The 21,152-nt window shown below is 51.5% G+C and carries 17 protein-coding genes and 2 pseudogenes; 4 read left to right on the forward strand and 15 right to left on the reverse strand.

Features of this window, described 5'->3' with window-relative positions:
• Window positions 1-3 precede the first annotated feature (3 nt).
• Together pssA and ACESTD_RS03740 are read right to left on the reverse strand one after the other, a co-directional pair.
• The gene (pssA, locus tag ACESTD_RS03735) at window positions 4-711 is read right to left on the reverse strand and encodes a CDP-diacylglycerol--serine O-phosphatidyltransferase (protein ID WP_005835110.1); all 708 of its coding nucleotides are present in this window, start codon (window positions 709-711) and stop codon (window positions 4-6) included.
• A gap of 13 nt (window positions 712-724) precedes the next feature.
• Entirely contained in the window at window positions 725-1,411 is a 687-nt protein-coding gene (locus tag ACESTD_RS03740; RefSeq protein WP_005824199.1) for a phosphatidylserine decarboxylase family protein, read from the reverse strand.
• Window positions 1,412-1,581: 170 nt separating this feature from the next.
• Here ACESTD_RS03740 and dnaE point away from each other — a divergent pair, with 170 nt between their 5' ends.
• The 3 genes from dnaE (at window position 1,582) to ACESTD_RS03755 (ending at window position 6,304) form a co-directional block, all read left to right on the forward strand.
• A complete protein-coding gene (dnaE, locus tag ACESTD_RS03745) occupies window positions 1,582-5,379 on the forward strand; it encodes a DNA polymerase III subunit alpha (RefSeq protein ID WP_057089757.1) in 3,798 nt (1,265 codons plus the stop codon).
• Between the two features lie 166 nt (window positions 5,380-5,545).
• Window positions 5,546-5,860 carry a thioredoxin gene (trxA, locus tag ACESTD_RS03750; protein ID WP_005824191.1) on the forward strand — a complete coding sequence of 105 codons (315 nt, stop codon included), beginning with the start codon at window positions 5,546-5,548 and terminating at the stop codon, window positions 5,858-5,860.
• A 111-nt stretch (window positions 5,861-5,971) separates the two neighbouring features.
• Window positions 5,972-6,304 (forward strand): hypothetical protein, encoded by a 333-nt coding sequence (locus tag ACESTD_RS03755; RefSeq protein ID WP_005824189.1) that lies wholly within the window; start codon window positions 5,972-5,974, stop codon window positions 6,302-6,304.
• A gap of 61 nt (window positions 6,305-6,365) precedes the next feature.
• On the opposite strand, the gene ACESTD_RS03760 is transcribed toward ACESTD_RS03755, so the two are convergent.
• The 5 genes from ACESTD_RS03760 to ACESTD_RS03780 all read right to left on the reverse strand — a co-directional run bounded on the left by ACESTD_RS03760 (window position 6,366) and on the right by ACESTD_RS03780 (window position 9,938).
• On the reverse strand, window positions 6,366-6,584 hold the full coding sequence (locus ACESTD_RS03760; protein WP_005835118.1) for an immunity 17 family protein: 219 nt from the start codon (window positions 6,582-6,584) through the stop codon (window positions 6,366-6,368).
• A gap of 52 nt (window positions 6,585-6,636) precedes the next feature.
• Window positions 6,637-7,062 carry a tRNA (adenosine(37)-N6)-threonylcarbamoyltransferase complex ATPase subunit type 1 TsaE gene (gene tsaE, locus ACESTD_RS03765; protein ID WP_016274159.1) on the reverse strand — a complete coding sequence of 142 codons (426 nt, stop codon included), beginning with the start codon at window positions 7,060-7,062 and terminating at the stop codon, window positions 6,637-6,639.
• A 13-nt stretch (window positions 7,063-7,075) separates the two neighbouring features.
• Window positions 7,076-7,888 (reverse strand): metal ABC transporter permease, encoded by an 813-nt coding sequence (locus tag ACESTD_RS03770; protein ID WP_016274158.1) that lies wholly within the window; start codon window positions 7,886-7,888, stop codon window positions 7,076-7,078.
• Window positions 7,889-7,938: 50 nt separating this feature from the next.
• On the reverse strand, window positions 7,939-8,367 hold the full coding sequence (locus ACESTD_RS03775) for a hypothetical protein (RefSeq protein WP_035450311.1): 429 nt from the start codon (window positions 8,365-8,367) through the stop codon (window positions 7,939-7,941).
• Window positions 8,368-8,621: 254 nt separating this feature from the next.
• Entirely contained in the window at window positions 8,622-9,938 is a 1,317-nt protein-coding gene (locus ACESTD_RS03780; RefSeq protein WP_022402297.1) for a 3-phosphoshikimate 1-carboxyvinyltransferase, read from the reverse strand.
• A 177-nt stretch (window positions 9,939-10,115) separates the two neighbouring features.
• On the opposite strand from ACESTD_RS03780, the gene ACESTD_RS03785 reads away from it, so the two are divergent.
• Window positions 10,116-10,505, forward strand: a complete 390-nt coding sequence (locus ACESTD_RS03785; protein ID WP_005824170.1) for a DUF2721 domain-containing protein — start codon at window positions 10,116-10,118, stop codon at window positions 10,503-10,505.
• 5 nt (window positions 10,506-10,510) lie between these two features.
• Here the strand turns inward: ACESTD_RS03785 and ACESTD_RS03790 are convergent, their stop codons facing one another.
• From ACESTD_RS03790 to ACESTD_RS03825, 8 genes and pseudogenes are all read right to left on the reverse strand, one after another.
• Window positions 10,511-11,122 (reverse strand): aminotransferase class IV family protein, encoded by a 612-nt coding sequence (locus ACESTD_RS03790; RefSeq protein ID WP_005824168.1) that lies wholly within the window; start codon window positions 11,120-11,122, stop codon window positions 10,511-10,513.
• Complete coding sequence (locus tag ACESTD_RS03795) at window positions 11,106-12,113, reverse strand: aminodeoxychorismate synthase component I (RefSeq protein ID WP_005824166.1); 1,008 nt, start codon at window positions 12,111-12,113, stop codon at window positions 11,106-11,108. Before ACESTD_RS03795 ends, ACESTD_RS03790 begins: the two co-directional genes overlap by 17 nt.
• 3 nt (window positions 12,114-12,116) lie before the next feature.
• Window positions 12,117-13,715 carry an aspartate:alanine exchanger family transporter gene (locus tag ACESTD_RS03800; RefSeq protein ID WP_005824164.1) on the reverse strand — a complete coding sequence of 533 codons (1,599 nt, stop codon included), beginning with the start codon at window positions 13,713-13,715 and terminating at the stop codon, window positions 12,117-12,119.
• Window positions 13,716-13,895: 180 nt separating this feature from the next.
• On the reverse strand, window positions 13,896-17,168 hold the full coding sequence (locus ACESTD_RS03805) for a S41 family peptidase (RefSeq protein ID WP_373158679.1): 3,273 nt from the start codon (window positions 17,166-17,168) through the stop codon (window positions 13,896-13,898).
• Window positions 17,169-17,244: 76 nt separating this feature from the next.
• Entirely contained in the window at window positions 17,245-18,024 is a 780-nt protein-coding gene (locus tag ACESTD_RS03810; RefSeq protein ID WP_022402300.1) for a DnaJ domain-containing protein, read from the reverse strand.
• A gap of 134 nt (window positions 18,025-18,158) precedes the next feature.
• Window positions 18,159-18,824, reverse strand: a pseudogene (locus ACESTD_RS03815) (flavodoxin).
• A gap of 21 nt (window positions 18,825-18,845) precedes the next feature.
• A complete protein-coding gene (locus ACESTD_RS03820; protein WP_005835130.1) occupies window positions 18,846-19,328 on the reverse strand; it encodes a cupin domain-containing protein in 483 nt (160 codons plus the stop codon).
• A 9-nt stretch (window positions 19,329-19,337) separates the two neighbouring features.
• A pseudogene (locus tag ACESTD_RS03825) lies at window positions 19,338-21,029 on the reverse strand (carboxymuconolactone decarboxylase family protein).
• Window positions 21,030-21,152 lie beyond the last annotated feature (123 nt).

The raw sequence follows: 21,152 nt of genomic DNA on the forward strand, positions 1-21,152 counted from the left end.
TGTTTATTTACTTTTCCTTGTAATAAGCGAAAGCAGTATATACCAGACGATGATTGCAGAAAAGCTGCAGATTCCCAAGAAGATGAGGAACGGAATGCAGACAAGCAGGAAAATGAAGCTTGTTTTATTGTCTTTCCATGACAGATTCTTGAATTTGAGTGAGAACATTGGAATCTCCGATACAAGCAGCCATGAGAAAAGGCAGACCAGCAGCAACAGATAAACCGGATGGAAATTGCTGCTCACCAGCCAGTCGTGAGCGCCCGTCACCAATGAAGCCCAGAACAAGGCGTTTGCCGGGACGGGAAGTCCTACGAAAGAGCTCGTCTGGCGGGTATCGTTGTTGAACTTGGCAAGCCGCAGTGCAGAGAATACGGACAAAAGAAATGCGAGATAGGGGAAAACGCCGGCCAAGCTTTCCATTGCGCCCGAATAGTCCATTTCCTTGAACAAGGAAAATACAATCAGGGAAGGGGCCACTCCGAAACTGACATCATCTGCCAGAGAATCCAAATCCTTGCCGATAATGGAGTGTGCGTCCAGTGCACGTGCCATCATGCCATCGAAGAAATCGAATACGGCACTGAAGATAATGAAAGCGAGTGCCCATTCATATCTGGCTTCGAATGCCATGACACAAGCAATACACCCGGAGAATAGGTTCAGGCAGGTCAGAGTATTTGGAATATGGCGGGTAATGCAGTTTGCCATTGTTGTTCTTTTATTATTTAAGTTTGGCTATCACAGTCTGATTGCCGGTAGTCAGTTGTCCTAGTTTAACGAATACTTCGGTGCCCAACGGTAGAAAGACATCTACGCGGGATCCGAATTTGATGAAACCCATATGTTCGTCAATATAGCATTCCTCGCCCGGTTCGGCATAGGTCACGATGCGGCGCGCCATGGCTCCGGCTATCTGTCGTGCCATAATCTCCACGCCTTCCGGAGTTTCTATTACTACGGTGGAACGCTCGTTGTCGGTGCTGGCTTTGGGCAGCCAGGCTTTCATGAACTTCCCGTTTTTGTGCCATACCTTCTTTACCGTACCATCTACCGGATACCAGTTGGCGTGTACATTAACCAGACTCATGAATATAGATACCATGATACGGCGGTCGTGGAAGTATTCGTTTTCCTCCACTTCTTCCACCACTACGATTTTACCGTCGGCAGGAGCTACCACGACTTTCTCCGTTTCTTGTCCGAACAAACGGATGGGGCAGCGGAAGAAGTTCACGAGTATGCCATATACTATGAGGCTGATGACCGCTACTACGTAAAAAGGAACTTTGCATTCCAATCCGAAGTAAAGGGCAGTGTTGACAGCCAGAATCAGAACCAGGCTGCCTGCCAATGTATGTGTTCCTTCACGGTGTATGCGTATCTTTTTTAATCTTTTTAATCGACCCATGTATATCGTATTTGCTAATTTAGATAGAAATTATCTGCAAAAATAGGCTTATTTTGAAAATCTAACAAGGATTTGGAGAGAGAAATGTGCATGTTGATAACTTTTTGGGAAATATTTTTGTTAGCTGTGATAGAGGTTGTAATTTTAGGCTCTCAATAGAAAGGATATATATGCAAGATTTTGTTCATTTACATGTCCATACCCAATACTCTCTTCTGGATGGTCAGGCAAGTGTCAGCAGGCTGGTTGACAAGGCCATGAAGGATGGTATGAAAGGCATTGCCGTGACCGACCATGGAAATATGTTCGGTATCAAGGAGTTCACCAACTATGTCAACAAGAAGAACAGCGGGCCAAAGGGGGAGATAAAGGACCTCAAGAAAAGGATTGCCGGTATTGAAAGCGGTGAGATAGAGTGTGAAGACAAGGAAGCGGAGATTGCCGATTGTCGTGCCAAGATGGCAGAAGCGGAAAGCAAGCTGTTCAAGCCGATTGTAGGCTGTGAAATGTATGTGGCCCGCCGAACCATGGATAAGAAGGAGGGGAAGCCGGACCAGAGTGGCTATCACCTGATTGTGCTGGCAAAGAATGAGAAGGGGTATCACAATCTGATAAAACTTGTATCGCATGCCTGGACAAGGGGATACTATATGCGTCCGCGTACAGACCGCAGTGAACTGGAAAAGTACCATGAGGGGCTGATTGTCTGCTCGGCTTGTATCGGTGGCGAGGTTCCTAAGAAGATTATCAATGACCAGCTGGAAGAGGCAGAAGAAGCTGTACGCTGGTATAAGAATCTGTTTGGCGATGATTACTATCTGGAGCTTCAGCGCCATAAAGCCACTGTTCCCCGTGCCAACCACGAAGCCTATCCGCTTCAGCAGAAGGCGAATGCCAAGTTGCTGGAGCTTGCCCGGAAATATGACATTAAGGTTATCTGCTCCAATGACGTCCACTTTGTGGATGAAGAGAATGCAGAAGCGCACGACCGCCTGATTTGTCTGAGCACGGGTAAAGATCTGGATGACCCTACCCGAATGCTTTATACCAAGCAGGAATGGATGAAGACAAAGGCTGAGATGAACGCCTTGTTTGAGGATGTTCCCGAAGCCTTGTCCAATACCTTGGAGATTTTGGACAAGGTGGAATATTATTCCATCGACCACGCTCCTATTATGCCTACGTTTGCTATTCCGGAAGATTTCGGAACGGAAGAGGGCTATCGGCAGAAATATACCGAAAAGGACTTATTTGATGAGTTTACCCAGGATGAAAACGGCAAGGTGGTGCTGGATGAGGATGCCGCCAATGCCAAGATAAAGCGTCTGGGGGGCTACGACAAGCTGTACCGTATCAAGCTGGAAGCCGACTATCTGGCAAAATTGGCATTCGACGGTGCTAAAAAACTGTACGGTGATCCCTTGTCCGACGAGGTGAAGGAACGTCTGGTCTTTGAGCTGTACATCATGAAGACGATGGGTTTCCCGGGATACTTCTTGATTGTGCAGGACTTTATCAATGCCGCCCGCACACAGCTGGGCGTTTCGGTAGGACCGGGACGTGGTTCGGCTGCCGGCTCGGCGGTGGCCTATTGCTTGGGCATCACGAAAATAGACCCGATTCAATACGACCTTCTGTTCGAGCGTTTCTTGAATCCCGACCGTATCTCTTTGCCTGATATCGATGTGGACTTCGATGATGACGGGCGTGGAGAAGTGCTCCGCTGGGTGACGGAGAAGTACGGGCAAGAGAAGGTGGCGCACATCATTACATATGGCACGATGGCGACCAAGATGGCCATCAAGGACGTGGCGCGCGTGCAGAAACTGCCTTTGAGCGAATCGGACCGTCTGTGCAAGCTCGTGCCGGATAAGATTCCCGACAAGAAACTCAACCTGCCCAATGCCATTGCCTACGTGCCCGAATTGCAGGCTGCGGAGGCTTCGCCCGATCCCCTGGTGCGCGATACGATGAAATATGCCAAGATGCTGGAAGGTAATGTACGCGGTACGGGTGTGCATGCCTGCGGTACTATTATTTGCCGTGACGACATCACGGATTGGGTACCCGTCAGCACGGCGGATGATAAGGAGACGGGCGAGAAGATGCTCGTTACCCAATACGAAGGTTCCGTCATCGAAGATACGGGACTTATCAAGATGGACTTCCTCGGACTGAAAACCTTGTCCATCATTAAGGAAGCCGTTGCCAATGTACGTCTGCACCGCGGCTTGGAACTCGACATCGACAAGATATCCATTTCCGACCCTGCTACCTATAAACTCTATTGCGACGGCCGCACCATCGGTACGTTCCAGTTTGAATCGGCCGGTATGCAGAAATATCTGCGTGAGTTGCAACCGAGCACTTTCGAGGACTTGATTGCCATGAACGCCCTCTACCGTCCGGGACCTATGGATTATATCCCCGACTTCATCGACCGTAAGTGGGGACGCAAGCCCATCGAGTATGACATCCCCATCATGGAGAAGTATCTGAAGGATACCTACGGCATTACGGTCTACCAGGAGCAGGTCATGCTTCTGTCGCGTTTGCTGGCAGACTTCACCCGTGGTGAGTCCGATGCCTTACGTAAGGCGATGGGTAAGAAACTGCGTGACAAGCTGGACCACATGAAGCCGAAATTCATTTCGGGTGGACAAAAGAACGGCCACGACCCGAAAGTGCTTGAGAAAATCTGGGCCGACTGGGAAAAGTTTGCGTCCTATGCCTTCAACAAGTCACATGCCACTTGCTATTCGTGGGTGGCCTATCAGACGGCTTTCCTCAAGGCCAACTATCCGGCCGAATACATGGCGGCGGTCATGAGCCGAAGTTTGGCGAATATTACCGATATAACCAAACTGATGGATGAATGCAAGGCAATGGGCATCAATACATTGGGGCCGGATGTGAATGAAAGTAACCTGAAGTTCACCGTGAACAAGGAAGGCAATATCCGTTTTGGTCTTGGCGCGGTGAAAGGGGTAGGCGAGGGTGCTGTGCAGAGCATCATGGAGGAACGCGAGAAGAATGGTCCTTTCAAGGGTATATTTGATTTTGTGCAGCGTGTCAATCTGACAGCCTGCAACAAGAAGAATCTGGAATGTCTTGCTTTGGCGGGCGGGTTCGACAGCTTCCCGGAGCTGAAGCGAGAGCAGTATTTTGCCGTAAATTCCAAGAACGAGGTCTTCCTCGAAACCTTGGTGCGGTATGGTAACCGTTACCAGGCCGACCAGGCTGCGGCTGCAAACTCCTTGTTCGGCGGTGAGAATGTGGTGGATATCGCCACTCCGGAAATACCGGTAGCGGAACGTTGGAGCGACCTCGACCGTTTGAACCGGGAGCGCGATTTGGTAGGTATCTATCTGTCCGCACACCCGTTGGATGAGTATTCCGTAGTTCTGGAGCATGTTTGCAACACTCACATGGCAGAGCTGGAAGATAAGACGGCACTTGTGGGACGCGAAATAACAATGGGTGGCATCGTGACCGCCGTGCGTCGCGGTATCAGTAAAAATGGAAATCCTTACGGCATAGCCAAGATTGAAGACTATTCCGGTTCGGCAGAGCTTCCTTTCTTCGGAAATGATTGGGTGACCTATCAGGGGTATCTGGGTGAACGTACCTTCTTGTTCATCAAAGCCCGTTGCCAGCCCAAGCAATGGCGGCAGGATGAGTTGGAGCTGAAGATAACCTCCATGGAACTGTTGCCTGACGTCAAGGAGAAACTGATTGAGAAGATAACCATTCTCATTCCGCTGAGTGTGCTGAACAAGGCTTTGATAACTGAACTGGCAGAACTGACCAAGGAACGTCCGGGCAGTACGGAGCTTTATTTCAAAGTCAGAGATGAGGATAGCAAGATGACGGTCGATTTGATTTCCCGTCCCGTGAAGCTTTCCGTGGGGCGTGAACTGATTACTTATTTAAAAGAGCGTCCAGACCTTGAGTTCAGGATTAATTAGTTATCTTTGTTGGAAAACGAAGATAGGCTGCACCTCGGCATAAAAAATGAACAAGTTCATTTTGTTTTGCATTCGGTTTGCACTATCTTTGCTTCGAAAGCGAAGGTTGATAAAACGCAATTGACAGTAAATTAATAATTATAGTTGACATTTAATATTAAAAGAAATGGCTTTAGAAATTACAGACAGCAATTTTCAAGAAATCCTGGCAGAGGGAAAGCCGGTCGTTATGGATTTCTGGGCACCTTGGTGCGGCCCTTGTAAGATGGTGGGACCAATCATCGATGAATTGGCTACTGAATATGAAGGAAAGGTGATTATTGGCAAATGTGACGTGGATGAGAACGGTGATGTGGCTGCCGAATATGGTATACGCAACATCCCTACAGTCTTGTTCTTCAAGAATGGAGAGCTGGTGGACAAGCAGGTAGGTTCTGCTCCGAAATCTGCTTACGTGGCCAAGATAGAAGCGATATTATAAGGTACTATTTGACGATTTACGATTTACCCTTTCGGCATCATGGCGCAGCTAAATAGTAAATAGTAAATCGTCAAATAGTCAATAACATTAACCCTTTAAGCAATAGTAAGTATGGGAATGGAAGACGATTTTTTGCAGAATGATGTCGATGATGAAAAGACCATCGAGTACATCAAGAATTATTTGCCGCAGGAGTTGAAAGAGAAGTTCTCTGACGACGAGTTCTATTATTTTCTCGATTTGATTGACGAGTACTATTCCGAGAGCGGCATCCTTGATGCACAGCCGGATGCGGATGGGTACATCGAGATTGATTTGGGGAAAATCGTGGACTATATTGTCAAGGAAGCCCATAAGGATGAGATGGGTGACTATGATCCGGAAGAAATCCTTTTCATCGTACAAGGTGAGATGGAATATACGGAATCTTTGGACGAAGAATAGTCTGTATCAAAAGTATAGGAAAATCGCGGATGGGCATGGCTTCATCCGCGATTTTTTGTTTTTATGTGACCGGTGGCGTATTCAGAAAAAAGAAGATGGACGTGCCGATGAGAATGACACCCAATACACCGTAGAACAGGCGGGCTTGTCGCCGCCCTACATTTTGTACGATAAACTGGGTGTTTCGGGCAGTAAAGAACCAGTTCCAGTCCAATATGGCTGCCAGCAAGGCGATGATGCCTGCGACGGCGAAAATCCCTTGAACGATGTATTGGCTCATCAGAAATAAGAATTAAGAATTAAAAATTAAAGCGGGGGAAAAGCATGCCTTATTATTCAAAGCTCTCTAACGTGACTTCCCGCTCTCCGTTCTCCACTTCTTCGATGGTGACCTTGATGGTGTTGCCCGGCAAGAGTTCCTCTACCAGCTCCGGCCATTCTATGAAGCAGAGGGCGCCGCTGTAGAAGTAATCTTCGTAACCCATGTCATACACTTCTTCCAGTTTCTTGATGCGGTAGAAGTCGAAATGGTAAATCAGTTCGCCGGCAGTGTCGGAACGGTATTCGTTGACAATGGCGAAGGTAGGGGAGGTGATGACGTCGGAAACGCCCAACTCCTCGCAAACGGCTTTGATGAAAGTTGTCTTGCCCGCCCCCATTTTTCCGTAAAGAGCGAAGACGGTATTATCACCCATTTCAGCGATGAACTGGCGGGCGGCTTCGTGAATCTGGTCTAATGACTGAATTTTGATTTCCATTGTGTCTTTTGATTTAGCGTTGCAAATATAGCCAAAAACTTTTTCCTGTCTTGCAAATGGCATAGATAATGATGGAAAAGAATATGATGGATGCACCCGAGGGGACATTCAAGTAGAAAGAAATCATCAGCCCGCCCAGGCAACTGAGGTAACCGATGCCGATGGAAAGCCAGATGATGCGGTGGAACCGGTGCGAGAACAAGTTGGCGGTCATCTGCGGAACGGTGAGCAGCGAAATGACCAGCACGATGCCCACCATGCGCAGGCATGCCACGATGGTCAGCGCAATGAACATCATCAGTACATATTCGAATACCTGCACCGGAATACCTTGCGAGCGGGCAAACTCCCGGTCGAAGGCTACGTAGATGATGGGATGGAGATACAGCGCGAAAAACAGTATCAGCAGCAGGGCAAGCCCTCCCAATAGAGCGATGTCGCTCCAGGTAATCGTGAGAATGTTGCCGAAGAGATAGGCGGACAAGTCGGGTGCGAATCCCGGCGAGAGGAAAGTGAACATGATGCCCAGTGCCATGCCCAATGTCCAGAATACGGCAATGGCGGAGTCTTCCCGCATGTCCTTCCGTTTGCTGAGCCACTCTACACCGAAAGCGGACAAGACTGCAAACAAGGCTGCCGACAGAATGGGGGAAATGCCGGTATACAATCCCAGGCCGATACCGCCAAAAGATGCATGCGTCAATCCGCCGCTGATGAACACTAGTCTCCGGGTGACGATGTATGTGCCTATCAGCCCGCAAGCAATGCTTGCCAGCAGACTGCCGATGAGGGCATGTTGGAAAAAAGTGTATTGCAGTAGCTCCATTTATTCAATTAAAAATTAAGAATTAAAAATTAAAAGTTGGATGTGGAGTGTTAGGAATGGGGGGTGAGACGGCGTTCGCCGATGATGAGGAACACTTCATCCTTGATGTTGTCCGGCAAGGCTATGCCACGCAGTTGCAGGCTGCGCACCCATCCGGCTACGTCCGTGTCTTGCATGGTGTAGAACACGTCGCGGAACTCGTCTTCCTGCTCGGGAGTATAGGCATCGGGAGCGGTGCCGATGTATTTGTCCAGTTCTTCGTCATCGTAATATTCTATTTGCTTGCTGACGGCTGCCAGCAGGCTGTCACGTTCGCAGATTTCATGCTGTCCGCAGCACTCGGCATCCACTTCCTGCACTTCGGGCATGGCGTCCAGTTCGCCGCGGTCTATCTTCTTCTGCAGTTTCCGGTTGCGTATAATTCCGGCTGTGGCTGCCACGAGGGCAAGGGCAATCAGGCTAATAATCAATATCCACATGGGCTTCCTTTTCTTGAAAAACATGTTCCATTAATAGAACGGACAAAGATACATATTGTTTTGTACACGACAAAATAATGCTTCAGATTGCAGGTAGGTAGATTACTTCCACCCGACGCAGGCATTACTTGCTTGGAACGTAGTGTAAAACTACTTTGGATACATCCTAATCTTAGAATGTATCCTTTATTTCTAAGAATAAAGGTTATATTCTTAAGAATAAAGGCTGTATTTCTAAGAATAAAAGCTTTATTCTAAGATTGCATTGCATTTTGGCAGACTTTAAATCCCGCCTTTTGCAAGTCTTCCCAGTAAGCAGGGTAAGATTTGGTAACGACCTGTGGTTCATCTATCTGTATTTGGGGCAGTACAAGGCAGGCGGGGGCAAATGCCATGGCCATACGGTGGTCTTCGTAGGTGGCGATGACGGGGTCAGCGTCTGCCGGGCAGCGTTCGCCATCCCACAACAAGATGCTGTCTTGCTCGGAGCGCACGACGTAACCCAGTTTACGCAGTTCCGTAATGAGGGCGGTGATACGGTCGGTCTCCTTTATTTTAAGGCTTTGCAGTCCGGTGAAGCGGAAAGGGATGTCCATCAGGCAGCAGGTGACGACAAAGGTCTGCGCCAGGTCCGGGATGTCCACCATGTCTTCGTCGAGACGGGTGGCGGGAGTACCCTTCCGGGTCAGTTTTACTCCCCGGTCTGTATATTCGGTATGGACGCCGAGGCGGGTAAAGACTTCCGCGCCGCGGCTGTCGCCTTGATAGCTGTGGGCGAAGAGACCGAGCAGTTCGATTTCTGCCGTGTGCGCTTCTTCCTTCGTGCTGTCTTCACTTTCTTTTGCGCTACTTCTGTCTCCCCCTTTTATTTTTTCATTTTTAATTCCTTCTATTGCCATCATCTGATACCAGTAAGAGGCGGCGCTCCAATCGCTTTCTACGGTGAAAGGGGTATCCGTGTATCCGCCGGGGCTGACGGTGATGCAATCTTCGGAGACCCAGTCGGCTTGGGCGCCGAAGTCGCGCATCAGTTGCAGGGTCAGGTTGATGTAGGGGCGGGAGATGATGTCACCCGTCAAGTGCAGGCGCAGGCCTTTGGGAAGGACGGTACCAATCATCAGCAGGGCGGATATGTATTGTGAGCTGACATTGCCGGCGAGGGATATTTCGCTGCCGGTCAGTTCTGTTCCGGTGATGCGCAAGGGAGGGAACCCTTCATTTCCGACGTATTCTATGCGGGCGCCGAGCTCTCGCAGGGCGTCTACCAGTATGCGGATGGGGCGTTGCTGCATGCGTTGCGTACCGGTGATGATTCGGGTGCCAGGAGTTACGCTGAGGTAGGCGGTGAGGAAACGCATGGCGGTGCCGGCGGCAAGGATATCTATATGTCCGGGATTTCCGTCGAGGGCGCGAGTCATCACTATGGTGTCGTCACAATCGCTCAGATTGCGGGGCAGGATATTGCCGTGGGCAAGGGAGTGGAGGATGAGTGCCCGGTTACTGATACTTTTGGATGCCGGGAGCTGTATGGCTGCGTGCAGTGAGGCAGGAGCGGAAACGGTATATCGCATGGTCGTATTTGTTAAGTTACGGTGGTAAGGAGTTTTTTTATTGTCACTGCAAAAGTAGGATAAATCTTTGGGAAATGGAAAAAAGGAAACTTGTTTCTGTGGTTTCAATCTTTCGTTTATCTTTGCGGAGGTAAGTCCTGCTATCGGGACGGATAGATATAATTAAGCATCATTCTTATGGAAATAGATTTAACCACCCCCGCCTTGCTGTTTTCGGCCATATCGCTGATTATGCTGGCCTATACCAACCGTTTCTTGTCCTATGCCCAACTGGTGCGCACCTTGAAGGAACAGTACATGGAGAACCCGTCTTCGGTGAAGGCGGCGCAGATTGCCAACCTGAGGAAGCGGCTCTACCTGACGCGTGCCATGCAGGTGGCGGGCATCGGCAGCCTGCTGCTGTGCGTGGTCAGCATGTTCTTTGTCTATATCCGTCTCCATCTGCTTTCGGCCTATATCTTCGGTTTGGCGCTGATATTGCTGATTATTTCGCTGGCCATATCGGTGTACGAAATATATATATCGGTGAAGTCTTTGGAGATACATCTCAACGATATGCACGAGTAGAGGCTCTACGGGATGATGTTCCGTACGGGGAGTTCCAGTTCTCCCCAGTCAATCATGGCATTGAACAGCCTGACAGTAGAGAATGAAGGCAAGTCTTCCGGTCTGATATCTTTTTCCTGCAAGATTCCTTCTTCCAGCAAGGCTGCCCGTTTGGTCCCTTTCAGCAGGGGATGTGCCGGCGTGTACCAGTGGGTACCGTCGGAAAGGGCGATGTTGGCGATGGAGGTGTCTGTCAGCAGGCCTTGTTTCACAATCAGAATGTCGTCGCATGCGCCGCGCAGGGCAAAGAGGCAGTTCAGCGGTTCGCGTCCGGCGCTTTTGTAGGTGTAGTCGATGGTATCGGCCTGCATCAGTGCCAGCGAATGCACGTGCCGCACGGCGTAGGGGGAGTAGCTGAGGTCTTCAATACCTTTTTCACCATACACTACGCGTGCCTTGACGATGCCCGCCCCGGTGATGCCTGCTCCACAGCCGGGAGACGACAGATAATCGGACAGTTGCAGCGGTGTGCTTTCCGGCCAGAAGTGGGCGCGGGTATCGTTCAGCCTCCGGTTGTGGCGGGAAAGGTTGCAGACCCTTCCGTGGTCGATGCGTATGGTTTCAATAAATAGGCACATATATTTTCTGTATTACTTCGTTGTATTCGCTTTCCCACCGGCTTTTGGCGGTGATGCCGCCTCCTGCCTTGAAGTGGAGCTGGCCGTTTTCCTGCTCGATGAAGCGTATCATGACAGCGCTGTCCAGCTGTCCGTCGGCATAATGCCCCATGATGCCGGTGTAGAAGCCCCGGCGGTAGTCTTCGGCCTGGGCGATGATTTCTACGGTTTTGGGCTTGGGGGCGCCGGTGATGGAGCCGGCAGGAAGCAGGCGGAAGATGATGTCGCCCAGGTGTGCGGTGTAGTCTTCGGGCAGGGTGCCGCATATCTCGGAGCTGGTCTGGAGGATGGGGCCCTTATTGGTTTGCAGGCGGTCTATATAGCGGTAGGAGGTCACTTCGACGTGTTCCGAAACCATGCTGAGGTCATTGCGTATCAGGTCGACGATGGTGGCGTGCTCGGCTGCCTCTTTGGTGTCCTGCATCAAGAGCTGTTCCGCATCGGGCAGGGTAGCGTCGATGGTGCCTTTCATGGGGAAGGACTTTATCTTGCCCTTCTCTATGCGGACAAAGATTTCGGGGGAGAAGCAGACGAACCGGTCTTTCAGCCACAGCTTGTACAAGGCTTCGGAGTGGAGGAATATTTCTTCCAGTGTCAGATTGGTGGTGACGGGTACCCGGCAAGTGAGGTTCGTCAGGTAGCTGTTGCCTGCCAGCAGGTTTTGCTTCACGAGGTCGAACGAATGTCTGTATGCGGCGGGGGAAGGGGGAGTGATGTCCCACTGGATAGGGCCGGCGCATCGGGCGGCTGTGCTTCTGGCAAGGGCTGTTGCAGCCGTCTCCGTGTTGCCTGCCTTCGGGAATTGGAAAAGGCAGGTGGCGGGGTCTATCCGGTCGAGGGGCTCAATGTGCGACTGCTCTTGCGCGTAGTCTACGATGAAGAGGAAGGGCACATTGGCTCCGGCCAGTGCGTTCATGCGGGCGATGGTTTCTGTCCGGCTGTACGTCTTCATGCGTCAATAGACTGCGGAGGCTATCACCTGGATTATCAGAATGAGGAACACCATGGCAATGGGATATACCGTGGCATAGGCCACGCTCGGTATGTTGCTGTCCGTCATGGAGTCGGCGGCGGCAAGGCCGGGCGTACTGGTCATGCCGCCGGTGATGGTGCCCAGCAGGTCGAGAATGTTTATCTTGAACACGAACAGGCCTACGCATACTGCCACCAGCATGGGCACCAGCGTGATGGCGGCGCCTACGCCGAACAAGAGCCAGCCGCTTTCCTGGAACGTGGCCATCAGATTCCGTCCTGCCGATGTCCCTACTTCGGCAAGGAAGAGCAGCAGTCCCAGCTGGCGCAGCAGTTGGTTGGCAGGGCCGGACATGGACCACAGAATGGGGCCGGTCTTTCCGATGGCGCTCAGGAACAAGGCGACCATCAGGATGCCTCCCGTCAGTCCCGGAGAGAACGACAGACTGTCCGAGAAGGAGATGTTGAGCTTGCCGAAGAGCACGCCCAGCACGATGCCCAGGGCGATGGGGAAGAAGTCGGTGTCGGACAGTTGCTTGGTGTCGTTGCCCAGCAGGCGTGCCACTCCCTTGATGCCGTCCTTCTCGCCCACCACCATCAGCTTGTCGCCGAATTTCAGGGCGAGGTCGGGCGAGGGGGAGAGGTCGATGCCGCTTCGGCGGATGCGGGTGACGGTGCAGCCGAAGTTCTTCATCAGGTTGAGGTCGCCCAGCTGCTTGTTTATCATATCCTTCTTGGTGAGCAGCAGGGATTCAATCTCCTGCATGTCTACGAGTGGCAGTTCGCCTTCTTCGCGTTCGCCCACGAGGACGGCGAGCTGGTTTAAGGCCTCTTCGCTACCCACGGCTTGTATGTAGTCTCCCTCGTGCAGGATGGTCTGGGCGGTGGGGATGGCTATCTGCTCGTTGTGCTTGTGGCGTGAGATGACGGCTCCGGTCATGGCGCGCGCATTGATTTGCATCAGGCTCCGGTCGAAGACGGCGGGGTTGGTTACGCGGAACAGACAGGTTGTCAGTTCCGGGAACTGGCTGCGGCGTTCCTTCTCCAACCGGCGCGCCTCCTTGTCGAGGTCGATGCGCATGATACGGGGCAGCAGCTTAACGAAGAGAATCACGCCGATAACGCCGAAAGGATAGGCAATACCGTAAGCGATGGATGCCAGTGGGGAATGGGTGCTGTCAATGGCAACGGCGAGTCCCGGCGTACTGGTCAGGGCACCGGCTATCAGTCCCACGACACTGGGAGTATCGATGTCGAAGGCATATTTCAGTCCTACTGCCGTCAGGGCGGCGGAGCAGATGATGAGCAGGGTGATGATGATAAGCGTCTTGCCCTTGCTCCGGAAGGAGTCGAAAAATCCGGGACCGGCCTGGATGCCGATGGTGAAGATGAAGAGCACCAGTCCGAAGTTTCCTAATTCTTTGGGGATGATGACACCGAAGTGTCCGAACAGCAGGGCAATGAAGATGACGGCGGAGACGTCGAGCGAAAGCCCTTTAATCTTGATTCTTCCCAACATGAAGCCTAAAGCCACAATGAGAAAGAGCGCGAAATAGGAGGAGTTTAACAAGTCAGCAAACATAATCAGTTAAAGAGTTAGGAATTTATGTCACAAAGATAGTGCAAAAAAGTGAGATAGAAAAAGTCTTGCTTCCTTGTGGCATATAAAAAAAGATGATGTGCCATCAACCGTTTTGACACATCATCTTAATATATATATCGGCCTATATGACCGGTATTCCTGCGTGGGGCAGGGCGGTACTTATTTTTCGAGTTCCTTCAGCAGTTCCTCTACGGCAGCTTTCAGCTGTGTGTCTTCTCCCTTCACGATGGTCTCGGGTGAATTGGCTACTTTGATGTCCGGCTCCAGCTGCGAGTTCTCCAGATAGCTGCCGTCCGACAGGCGGTAGCCCACGACGGGGATGCCGAATACCAATGACGGGTCTTGCAGGCGTTCCCACGACACGCTGGTCATGGTTCCCGGCACGGGCATGCCTACCAGCTTGCCCAGTCCGCGGTGGCTGTAAACCCACGGCGTGCCGTGCGCATTGGAGTAGTTGGCCTCGCACATCACCATGATGGAGGGTTTGTTCCAGCGGCGGCTGGGCATGTCGCACGTCTCGCGACCGCGCACCACTTGGGTGAAGTATTTTTGTCCACTGAAAAGTATTTCTATATCCTCGTGCAAGCGTCCACCGCCATTGAAACGGGTGTCGATGACGATGCCTTCGCGGTTGTTGTATTTTCCCAGGATGTCCGAGTAGACGGAACGGAAACTGTCGTCTCCCATAGACTCGATGTGCACGTAACCCAATCGGCCACCCGACCATCGGTCAACGTCTGCCGCACGCTGTTTCACCCAGCGGCTGTAGAGTAAATCGCTGAACGCACCGTTCGTAATGGGGATAATGACCTCTTCCCAGTGCTCCTTGGTCTGCGGGTCGAAGAGAGAAACAAGTGTTTTCTTCCGTGCCTTGTTGTTGAGCAGCGTGTAATAGTCCGCATCGGGGGTGATTTCCACGCCGTCTATCTTTTCGATGACTGTGCCGGCTTTCACCCGGGTGTTGGCTGTGTCGAAGGGGCCTTTCTCCACTACTTCGGCAATGAGCATGCCCTTGCCCGTGTAGTTCCAGTCGAAGAACAGTCCCAGGCTGGCAGTAGGTTCGGATTGCCCTTTGGGATAGAAACGGCCGCCGGTGTGAGATACGTTCAGCTCGCCCAGCCATTCGCTCAGCAGTTCGGCAAAGTCATAATTGTTGTCGATATGGGGCAGGAAGCGGCGATAGGCGGCGGTCATCTTGTCCCAGTCCACTCCGTGCATATTGGTATTGTAGAATCGCTTCTGCTGTTGGCGGTACACGTGGTCGAACATGTATTCGCGCTCCGCAGCCAGGTCCATCTTGGCATCTACCTGGAAGGTGATGGGGGTCAGCGCGTCGGATGAAGTGTCCATTTTCTGCATCTTGCGGCTGCCCAGCAGGAAGAGGTTTTTGCCGTCCTTGTCCAGCTGCATGTCTGCCCATCCGGCATCCATCTTGTGCAGCAGTTTGGTTTCCTTCTTGCGGAGGTTCATCTTCCAGAGGTCGTAGCCACCTTCGAAGGCTGCCAGGTAGTAGAGTGTCTCGCCATCCTTGGAGATGATGGTGCTGCCCATGTCGGAAGAGTTCGGGGTGAGGCGCACCACACGGTCTTCGATGCCTTTCAGCTCTACGACGATGTCTTTCGGCTGGTCATCTTTTTCGTCAGCATTGCTGTCTTTCTTGTCGTATTTCTTCTTTTTATCCTTGTTTTTGCCTTGGGGGGTGTCCTTCCCGGCAGACTTCTTCTGCTCCTTCTCCAGCTCCTTGCGCAACTCGTAGTCTTCTTTGCTCAGGCAGTATTTGTCGTAGGCGTCTTGGTTGAGGAAGACGAGCATGGCGTCGTTCAGCGAGCCCCATGAGGCATGGGCACGCATGCCGTAGCGTTCGGTGGTGAAAAGGATGGCGTTGCCGTCCAGCGCAAAGTGGGGATAGCCGCTCATGTAGCCGCTATTGGTGAGGTTGATGATGTCTTTGCCTCCCTCTGCGCTGAGCAGGCCGATGTCGGAGTAGGGGTCGTGCTTGTTACCCGTGAACTCAAGTGTAAACCATTTACCGTCCGGCGACCATGCGTAGTCAAATCCTCCGCCGGTGCTGTACCAGGTGGAGCCGTCCGTAATCTGGCGCACCTTCTTCGTCTCCAGATTGAGCACCATCAGCCGGATGCGGTCTTCGATAAAGGCGAGTTCCTTGCCGTCGGGCGAGAATTGCGGATAGGCACGTTCCACGGTGGTGGAGGGCAGCAGCACTTCTTCTTCAATCAGCGTGGCGTTCGGGAAGTTAGGGTCTTCCTTGCGGGCTATCTTGGCAAGGTAGAGCTGCCAGTTGCCGCCTCGCTCGCTGGCGTAGGCCAGGGTGCGGTTGTCCGTCGCAAAGGAGAGGCCCGCTTCGCGTGCCGGTGTGTGCGTCACCTGCTTGGTAGTGGCATAGTCTGCCGAAGTGACAAAGACTTCTCCGCGCAGCGTGAAGGCAATCTGTTTTCCGTCCGGGGACACAACGGCAGAGGTGGCTCCGTCGGAAGACTGCAGGTTGGCGAATTGCGGCCGGTCATCGCGCACCAGTTCTATGGCGACTTTCTTCGGGGTGGCATCCGGCTGCTGGGTATAGATTTCGCCGTCGTAACTGTAGCACAACGTCCCGCCGTCACTCATGGAGAGGAAGCGCACGGGATGTGTCTTGAAGCTGGTGATGGGCTTCACCTCTCGGGGCTGTGCCAGCGGGAAGGCATACACGTTGAATGAGCCGCCGTTTCTCTCACTCAAAAAGTAAACCGTTCTTCCATCGGGTGACAACACCGGGTTGCGGTCTTCGCCCGCGCGGTCGGTGAGGTTGGTATGGATACCCGTCTTTGCATCATACAGCCAGATGTCGCGGGTGATGGAGGAGGTGTGGTGCTTTCTCCATTCATCTTCAAATCCCTTGCGGTCTTGGTAGAGGAACTGATGGCCCGCCTTGTCGAAGCAGACCGCTTCGGCAGGGGTGCCCAGCACTTGCTCCGTACGCCCTCCCGTTGCAGGTACTTTGTAAAGCTCGGTCATGGCCGAAGTGGGGAAAAGAGCGCTGCTTGCCGGGTCCTGGATGGATGCGGAAAACAAGATATACTTTCCGTCCGGAGTGAATGTGGAGGGTATCTCACCGGTGGAGTGGGTAGTGAGCCGTTGGGCGGTTCCGCCGTCTGCCGGCATCACGAATACGTCGAAGTTGCCGTATCTGTCGCTGGCAAAGGCTATTTGTTTGCCGTCCGGCGACCATATGGGGGTACATTCGTAGCTCTCTTGGGTAGTAAGCTGTGTGGCGGTTCCACCTTTGGCCGGCACCTTGTAGATGTCTCCTTTGTAGCAGAATGCGATTTCCGTACCGTCGGGAGAGATTTGCACATCGCGCATCCAGAGCGGCGTGGCGGCATGTCCGGCAATGGCAGTAAGGCCTAGTGCAAGGATTGCAAGGGTTTTCTTCATAAGTGTGTGGGTTGATGTTAATATAGAATGTTTATAAACGTCATGATGCTGTCCACAAGGCAAGGAGCGAGGTACGTCATTTCATACCTCGTGCCTTGTATATCTGTTCTTTGGCATTGTTGATGCTTTGGAACTTCTCTTCTGCGGCTTTCTTGATGTCTTCGCCCAGCGTTGCCACCCGGTCGGGATGGTGTTTCAAGGCTAGGCGGCGGTAAGCGGCACGCACTTCGTCATTGGTGGCAGTGGGTTCAATTTCAAGTACTTTGTAGGCCTCGTTCAGTGAGCTACCGCCTAGGTTAAGCATGGATTCCACTTCCTTGACGGATAGTCCCATGTACATGGCCACTTCTTTCAAGGCTTCTATCTCCTCGTTGCAGACGTGTCCGTCGCTTTTGGCAATTTCTACCAAGAATACCAGCAGTTGCAAGCGTTCCTCGTATGTCAGGTTGGCGGCAATCTGCGTTCCACAGTCACGGATGGTGTTTTTAAATGCCAGTGGGTTTTGTCTGTCCATCTGCTTGCGCTGTTCGAAGAGGTTGAGCAGTATCCGTTCTCCCTCGCCCACGGCAGCCTCACCGAATGTGCTTCTCAGAAAGCGGCGGACGAATTCCATTTCACTATGCATGATGCGCCCGTCTGCACGGATAATGTACGAAGCCATCACGAGCATGGAGAAGAGGAAACTGTTCCGTTGCCCGGTATAGGTAGTGCCGTGCGTTGGTGCTTCTCCATAATAACTGCCTGCGTCATTTGAATCGGTGTCGAACAATGAACCGAATACAAAACCTGCCAAGGCTCCCAGCGGTCCTCCGGCCATGAAGCCGATGATGCCGCCTATCCATTTAGCTGCTCCCATAATTTTTCTTGTTTAAAGTGCAAAAATAGAGATTTCTTACGAGAATTCCAGTAAAAGTGGATGAAGTATTGGGAGATGGGGGAAGATATTGCATTGGCAGACGGAGTGCTCGAAGAAGAAAAAGATATTATCAATTAGTCGGCAGATGTATTGAATATTCCCGAACGCACTGCTATTCCGATTCGGTGTAACCATCCTTCTGTACCATTAGCGTTGCCCGGCATGTCGATATCTGCATCATCAGGGCGTCCTGGTGTCGTAATATCCTCCGCATCAAGGTCTTCGGGAAGTGTTTCCGGAATATGTCTTGAAGTGGATGTTACCTTGTAAATTTTCTGCATGGACTCGTTCAGATAGGTAGTAGCCCCGTAGGTAAAGAAAGGAATGATTACCTTGTCTTTCAGGTCGTATGCTTCGAGGAATGTACAGACTACCATTGCGGGTTGATGCCACCAGCAAGGCGAACCGACGAAAATTGTATCATATTTCGCCAATGCCTATTTATCAAGCAGATTCGCTACTCCAGGGCGCAGGTCATTATAGGCTTCATGCTGAATGCGGTCGCTGTCATCGTAAGGATTTGCAGCATACGGTTCGGCAGCCTCAATGCGATGGATATCTGCGCCTGTAAGTTTCACGATACGTTCGGCAATGGCCTGGGTGTGTCCTTCGGCAGAAAAGTAGAGCACAAGCATATTGCCGTTTCCGGATGGAGTATCGGGAGTGTCGTCGGTGGTAGAGCATGCTGCCATTGTCGTTAGAGAGAGGAGCAAGAGCGGAATAAGAAGTAACTTTTTCATATTCGAGTTGTTTTTAGATATTTATTGATTAGTGTATTCTTCATCGCTTACAGGTTCATACCACTGTGTAGCACCCAAATGAACTTTTGTATTGATAGCTATATGCGTGAATCCGCTGTCGGGAGCCGCTCCGTGCCAATGCACCACATCTGCCGGAATAGCGACTACATCGCCGGGATTCAACACTTGTATAGGCTTCCCCTTTTCCTGATAGTAACCTTTTCCGGCGGTGGCAATCAGAATCTGTCCGCCCGGATGCGAATGCCAGCTGTTTCGGGCTTTCGGCTCGAATATCACGTCGGAGACTACCACATCGAATGTTTCACTGTCGGTCATCAGCCGTTGGAGGTATGCCGTTCCGTTGAAATTGCTGCCCTCGATGGCATCTCCTTGGGGAAAGAGAGAGGCTGATGCTTTTGGGGGTGTTTCAATCTTGTTTTCCGGTTTCGGACTGCAAGCACCAAGTGTTGCAGCCAGTAGAAATAAGTAAGTCATCTTTTTCATCTTGAAGAGTTATTTTAAATGTTGTTTAAAGAAAGAGTCCAGTTTGGGAAGCGTGATTTTCAGATATTTCGGCTGGTCGTATAAATCCACGTGCGTAGCTCCGGGTACGACAAACAGTTCTTTCGGTTCGGCGGCTTTCGCGTATGCGTCCTCAGAAAAATATTTCGATACTGCATTTTCTCCCACTATGAAAAGCATAGGACGTGGCGATATAGTCTCGATTTGCGCAAAGGGGAAGAAGTTCATCATCGGTGCGAGGCTCGTGTAGGAGTAATAGCCCGTAGAGTTGGGATGTTGACCGCGTTGTGGATTGTCGTAATAATCGAGGAAGTCGATGGCAAACTTCGGTGTGTTCTCATCCACTTTTTCGGGCAGGGCACGGATATCCTTGCGTACAGCCCCACCATATTCCATCGTACGCTGGCGGACGATTTCATCAAGGATAGCCATACGCTGTTCGTAAGTCTGCGAGTCGCCTACACCCTGACGGCGGGCGCGGCCCATGTCGTACATACTGATGGTGGCAAGTGCCTTGATGCGATGGTCTATCTGCGTAGCACTGACAGAGTAGCAGCCTCCGCCACAGATACCGATTACTCCTATCTTATCAGCATAGACAGCCGGATGGTTCGTGAGGAAATCGACTGCCGCACTGAAGTCTTCTACCCGCACTTCGGGCGATTCCATACGACGCGGATAACCGCCACTCTCGCCATAATAGGACGCATCGAAGGCTAATGCCACATAGCCGAGTTCCGCCAACTTACGGGCATGGAGTCCCGAAGTCTGTTCTTTGACGCCACCAAAGGGATGACCGACGATGATGGCGGCATATTTCTTTGTGGCATCATAGTCCGCAGGGAAATAGAGGTCGCCAACTATATCAATCAAAAAACGGTTGTGGAATGTCACTTTCTGTTTCTTCACGTCATTCTCCACTGCTACAATCGGGGTTTCCGGTTTGGTAGTCAACCCTTTGCTTTGCAATAATTCGTTCAATACTTGTTTGCCATTATCGGCTTCGCTACGTCCGATATTCTTTTCAATGATAGCCAGCACACCGCGTAATTCGTCCGGTGTTACGCCTACATTCAGCGCAATACCCATGTGCCCTTTCAGCATCGGTTCCACGCCTTTGCCCAAAGAAGCTATTATGGCAACGGTTGCCAGTTCCCGTTCGGCATAGGTCAGCACGTCCCGCTCGAAAAGCTCGGCAAAGAGATGTTCTTTAAGGAATACTTCGATTTCCGGGGCCAGGACGGCATAGTTGGCTTTCGGCGCATCTGCCGGGGTGCCCGAAATCTCTGCAAGAATGTCACGTCCGCGTTCGTATTTGCTGCGGGTATCGGTTATCGGTGACGCTTCGCGCCCCTGGTTGTCTCTGATGCCTTTTGCCTTACGCTCGTCAAGTACCGCAACCAATGTTTGCAGTCCGCGCAGGGCACGCGGAAAACCACAATAGGCGTAGGAATGGACCATAACTTATTTAAGCTCGCTGACGGTGATACCGCTATTCAGTCCACCGATAAGGACTGTTCTTAATTGGTCGAGGTGCCCCATGCTTGTAAGGGCTGCGACCTCTGCGATGTATTGTCGTTTACTGTTCATGGTTTGTTCTGCTCTCGGTGTTTGCGAAGCTGCGATGCCGCATCCAAAGACAAGTCCGAGTAGCGTTGTCATAATTCTCATTTTTAGTTTCATAATCTTTATTATTATGTATCAAGTTTTACTTGCTGCAAAATTAGGCTGGATTTTCCACTTCGACCGGTCATGAATTACGGTTTAAAGGATAATTTTTACTGATTGGAGAGATAACCTGAAGAT

This window comes from Bacteroides sp. AR20 (genome assembly GCF_964250605.1).
GTDB classification, from domain to species: domain Bacteria; phylum Bacteroidota; class Bacteroidia; order Bacteroidales; family Bacteroidaceae; genus Bacteroides; species Bacteroides uniformis.

Excerpts from the sequence above, each read along its gene's own strand:
- pssA (WP_005835110.1), bottom strand. The coding sequence starts at position 711 with ATGGCAAACTGCATTACCCGCCATATTCCAAATACTCTGACCTGCCTG.
- ACESTD_RS03740 (WP_005824199.1), bottom strand. The coding sequence starts at position 1,411 with ATGGGTCGATTAAAAAGATTAAAAAAGATACGCATACACCGTGAAGGA.
- dnaE (WP_057089757.1), top strand. The coding sequence starts at position 1,582 with ATGCAAGATTTTGTTCATTTACATGTCCATACCCAATACTCTCTTCTG.
- trxA (WP_005824191.1), top strand. The coding sequence starts at position 5,546 with ATGGCTTTAGAAATTACAGACAGCAATTTTCAAGAAATCCTGGCAGAG.
- ACESTD_RS03755 (WP_005824189.1), top strand. The coding sequence starts at position 5,972 with ATGGGAATGGAAGACGATTTTTTGCAGAATGATGTCGATGATGAAAAG.
- ACESTD_RS03760 (WP_005835118.1), bottom strand. The coding sequence starts at position 6,584 with ATGAGCCAATACATCGTTCAAGGGATTTTCGCCGTCGCAGGCATCATC.
- tsaE (WP_016274159.1), bottom strand. The coding sequence starts at position 7,062 with ATGGAAATCAAAATTCAGTCATTAGACCAGATTCACGAAGCCGCCCGC.
- ACESTD_RS03770 (WP_016274158.1), bottom strand. The coding sequence starts at position 7,888 with ATGGAGCTACTGCAATACACTTTTTTCCAACATGCCCTCATCGGCAGT.
- ACESTD_RS03775 (WP_035450311.1), bottom strand. The coding sequence starts at position 8,367 with ATGTGGATATTGATTATTAGCCTGATTGCCCTTGCCCTCGTGGCAGCC.
- ACESTD_RS03780 (WP_022402297.1), bottom strand. The coding sequence starts at position 9,938 with ATGCGATATACCGTTTCCGCTCCTGCCTCACTGCACGCAGCCATACAG.
- ACESTD_RS03785 (WP_005824170.1), top strand. The coding sequence starts at position 10,116 with ATGGAAATAGATTTAACCACCCCCGCCTTGCTGTTTTCGGCCATATCG.
- ACESTD_RS03790 (WP_005824168.1), bottom strand. The coding sequence starts at position 11,122 with ATGTGCCTATTTATTGAAACCATACGCATCGACCACGGAAGGGTCTGC.
- ACESTD_RS03795 (WP_005824166.1), bottom strand. The coding sequence starts at position 12,113 with ATGAAGACGTACAGCCGGACAGAAACCATCGCCCGCATGAACGCACTG.
- ACESTD_RS03800 (WP_005824164.1), bottom strand. The coding sequence starts at position 13,715 with ATGTTTGCTGACTTGTTAAACTCCTCCTATTTCGCGCTCTTTCTCATT.
- ACESTD_RS03805 (WP_373158679.1), bottom strand. The coding sequence starts at position 17,168 with ATGAAGAAAACCCTTGCAATCCTTGCACTAGGCCTTACTGCCATTGCC.
- ACESTD_RS03810 (WP_022402300.1), bottom strand. The coding sequence starts at position 18,024 with ATGGGAGCAGCTAAATGGATAGGCGGCATCATCGGCTTCATGGCCGGA.
- ACESTD_RS03820 (WP_005835130.1), bottom strand. The coding sequence starts at position 19,328 with ATGAAAAAGATGACTTACTTATTTCTACTGGCTGCAACACTTGGTGCT.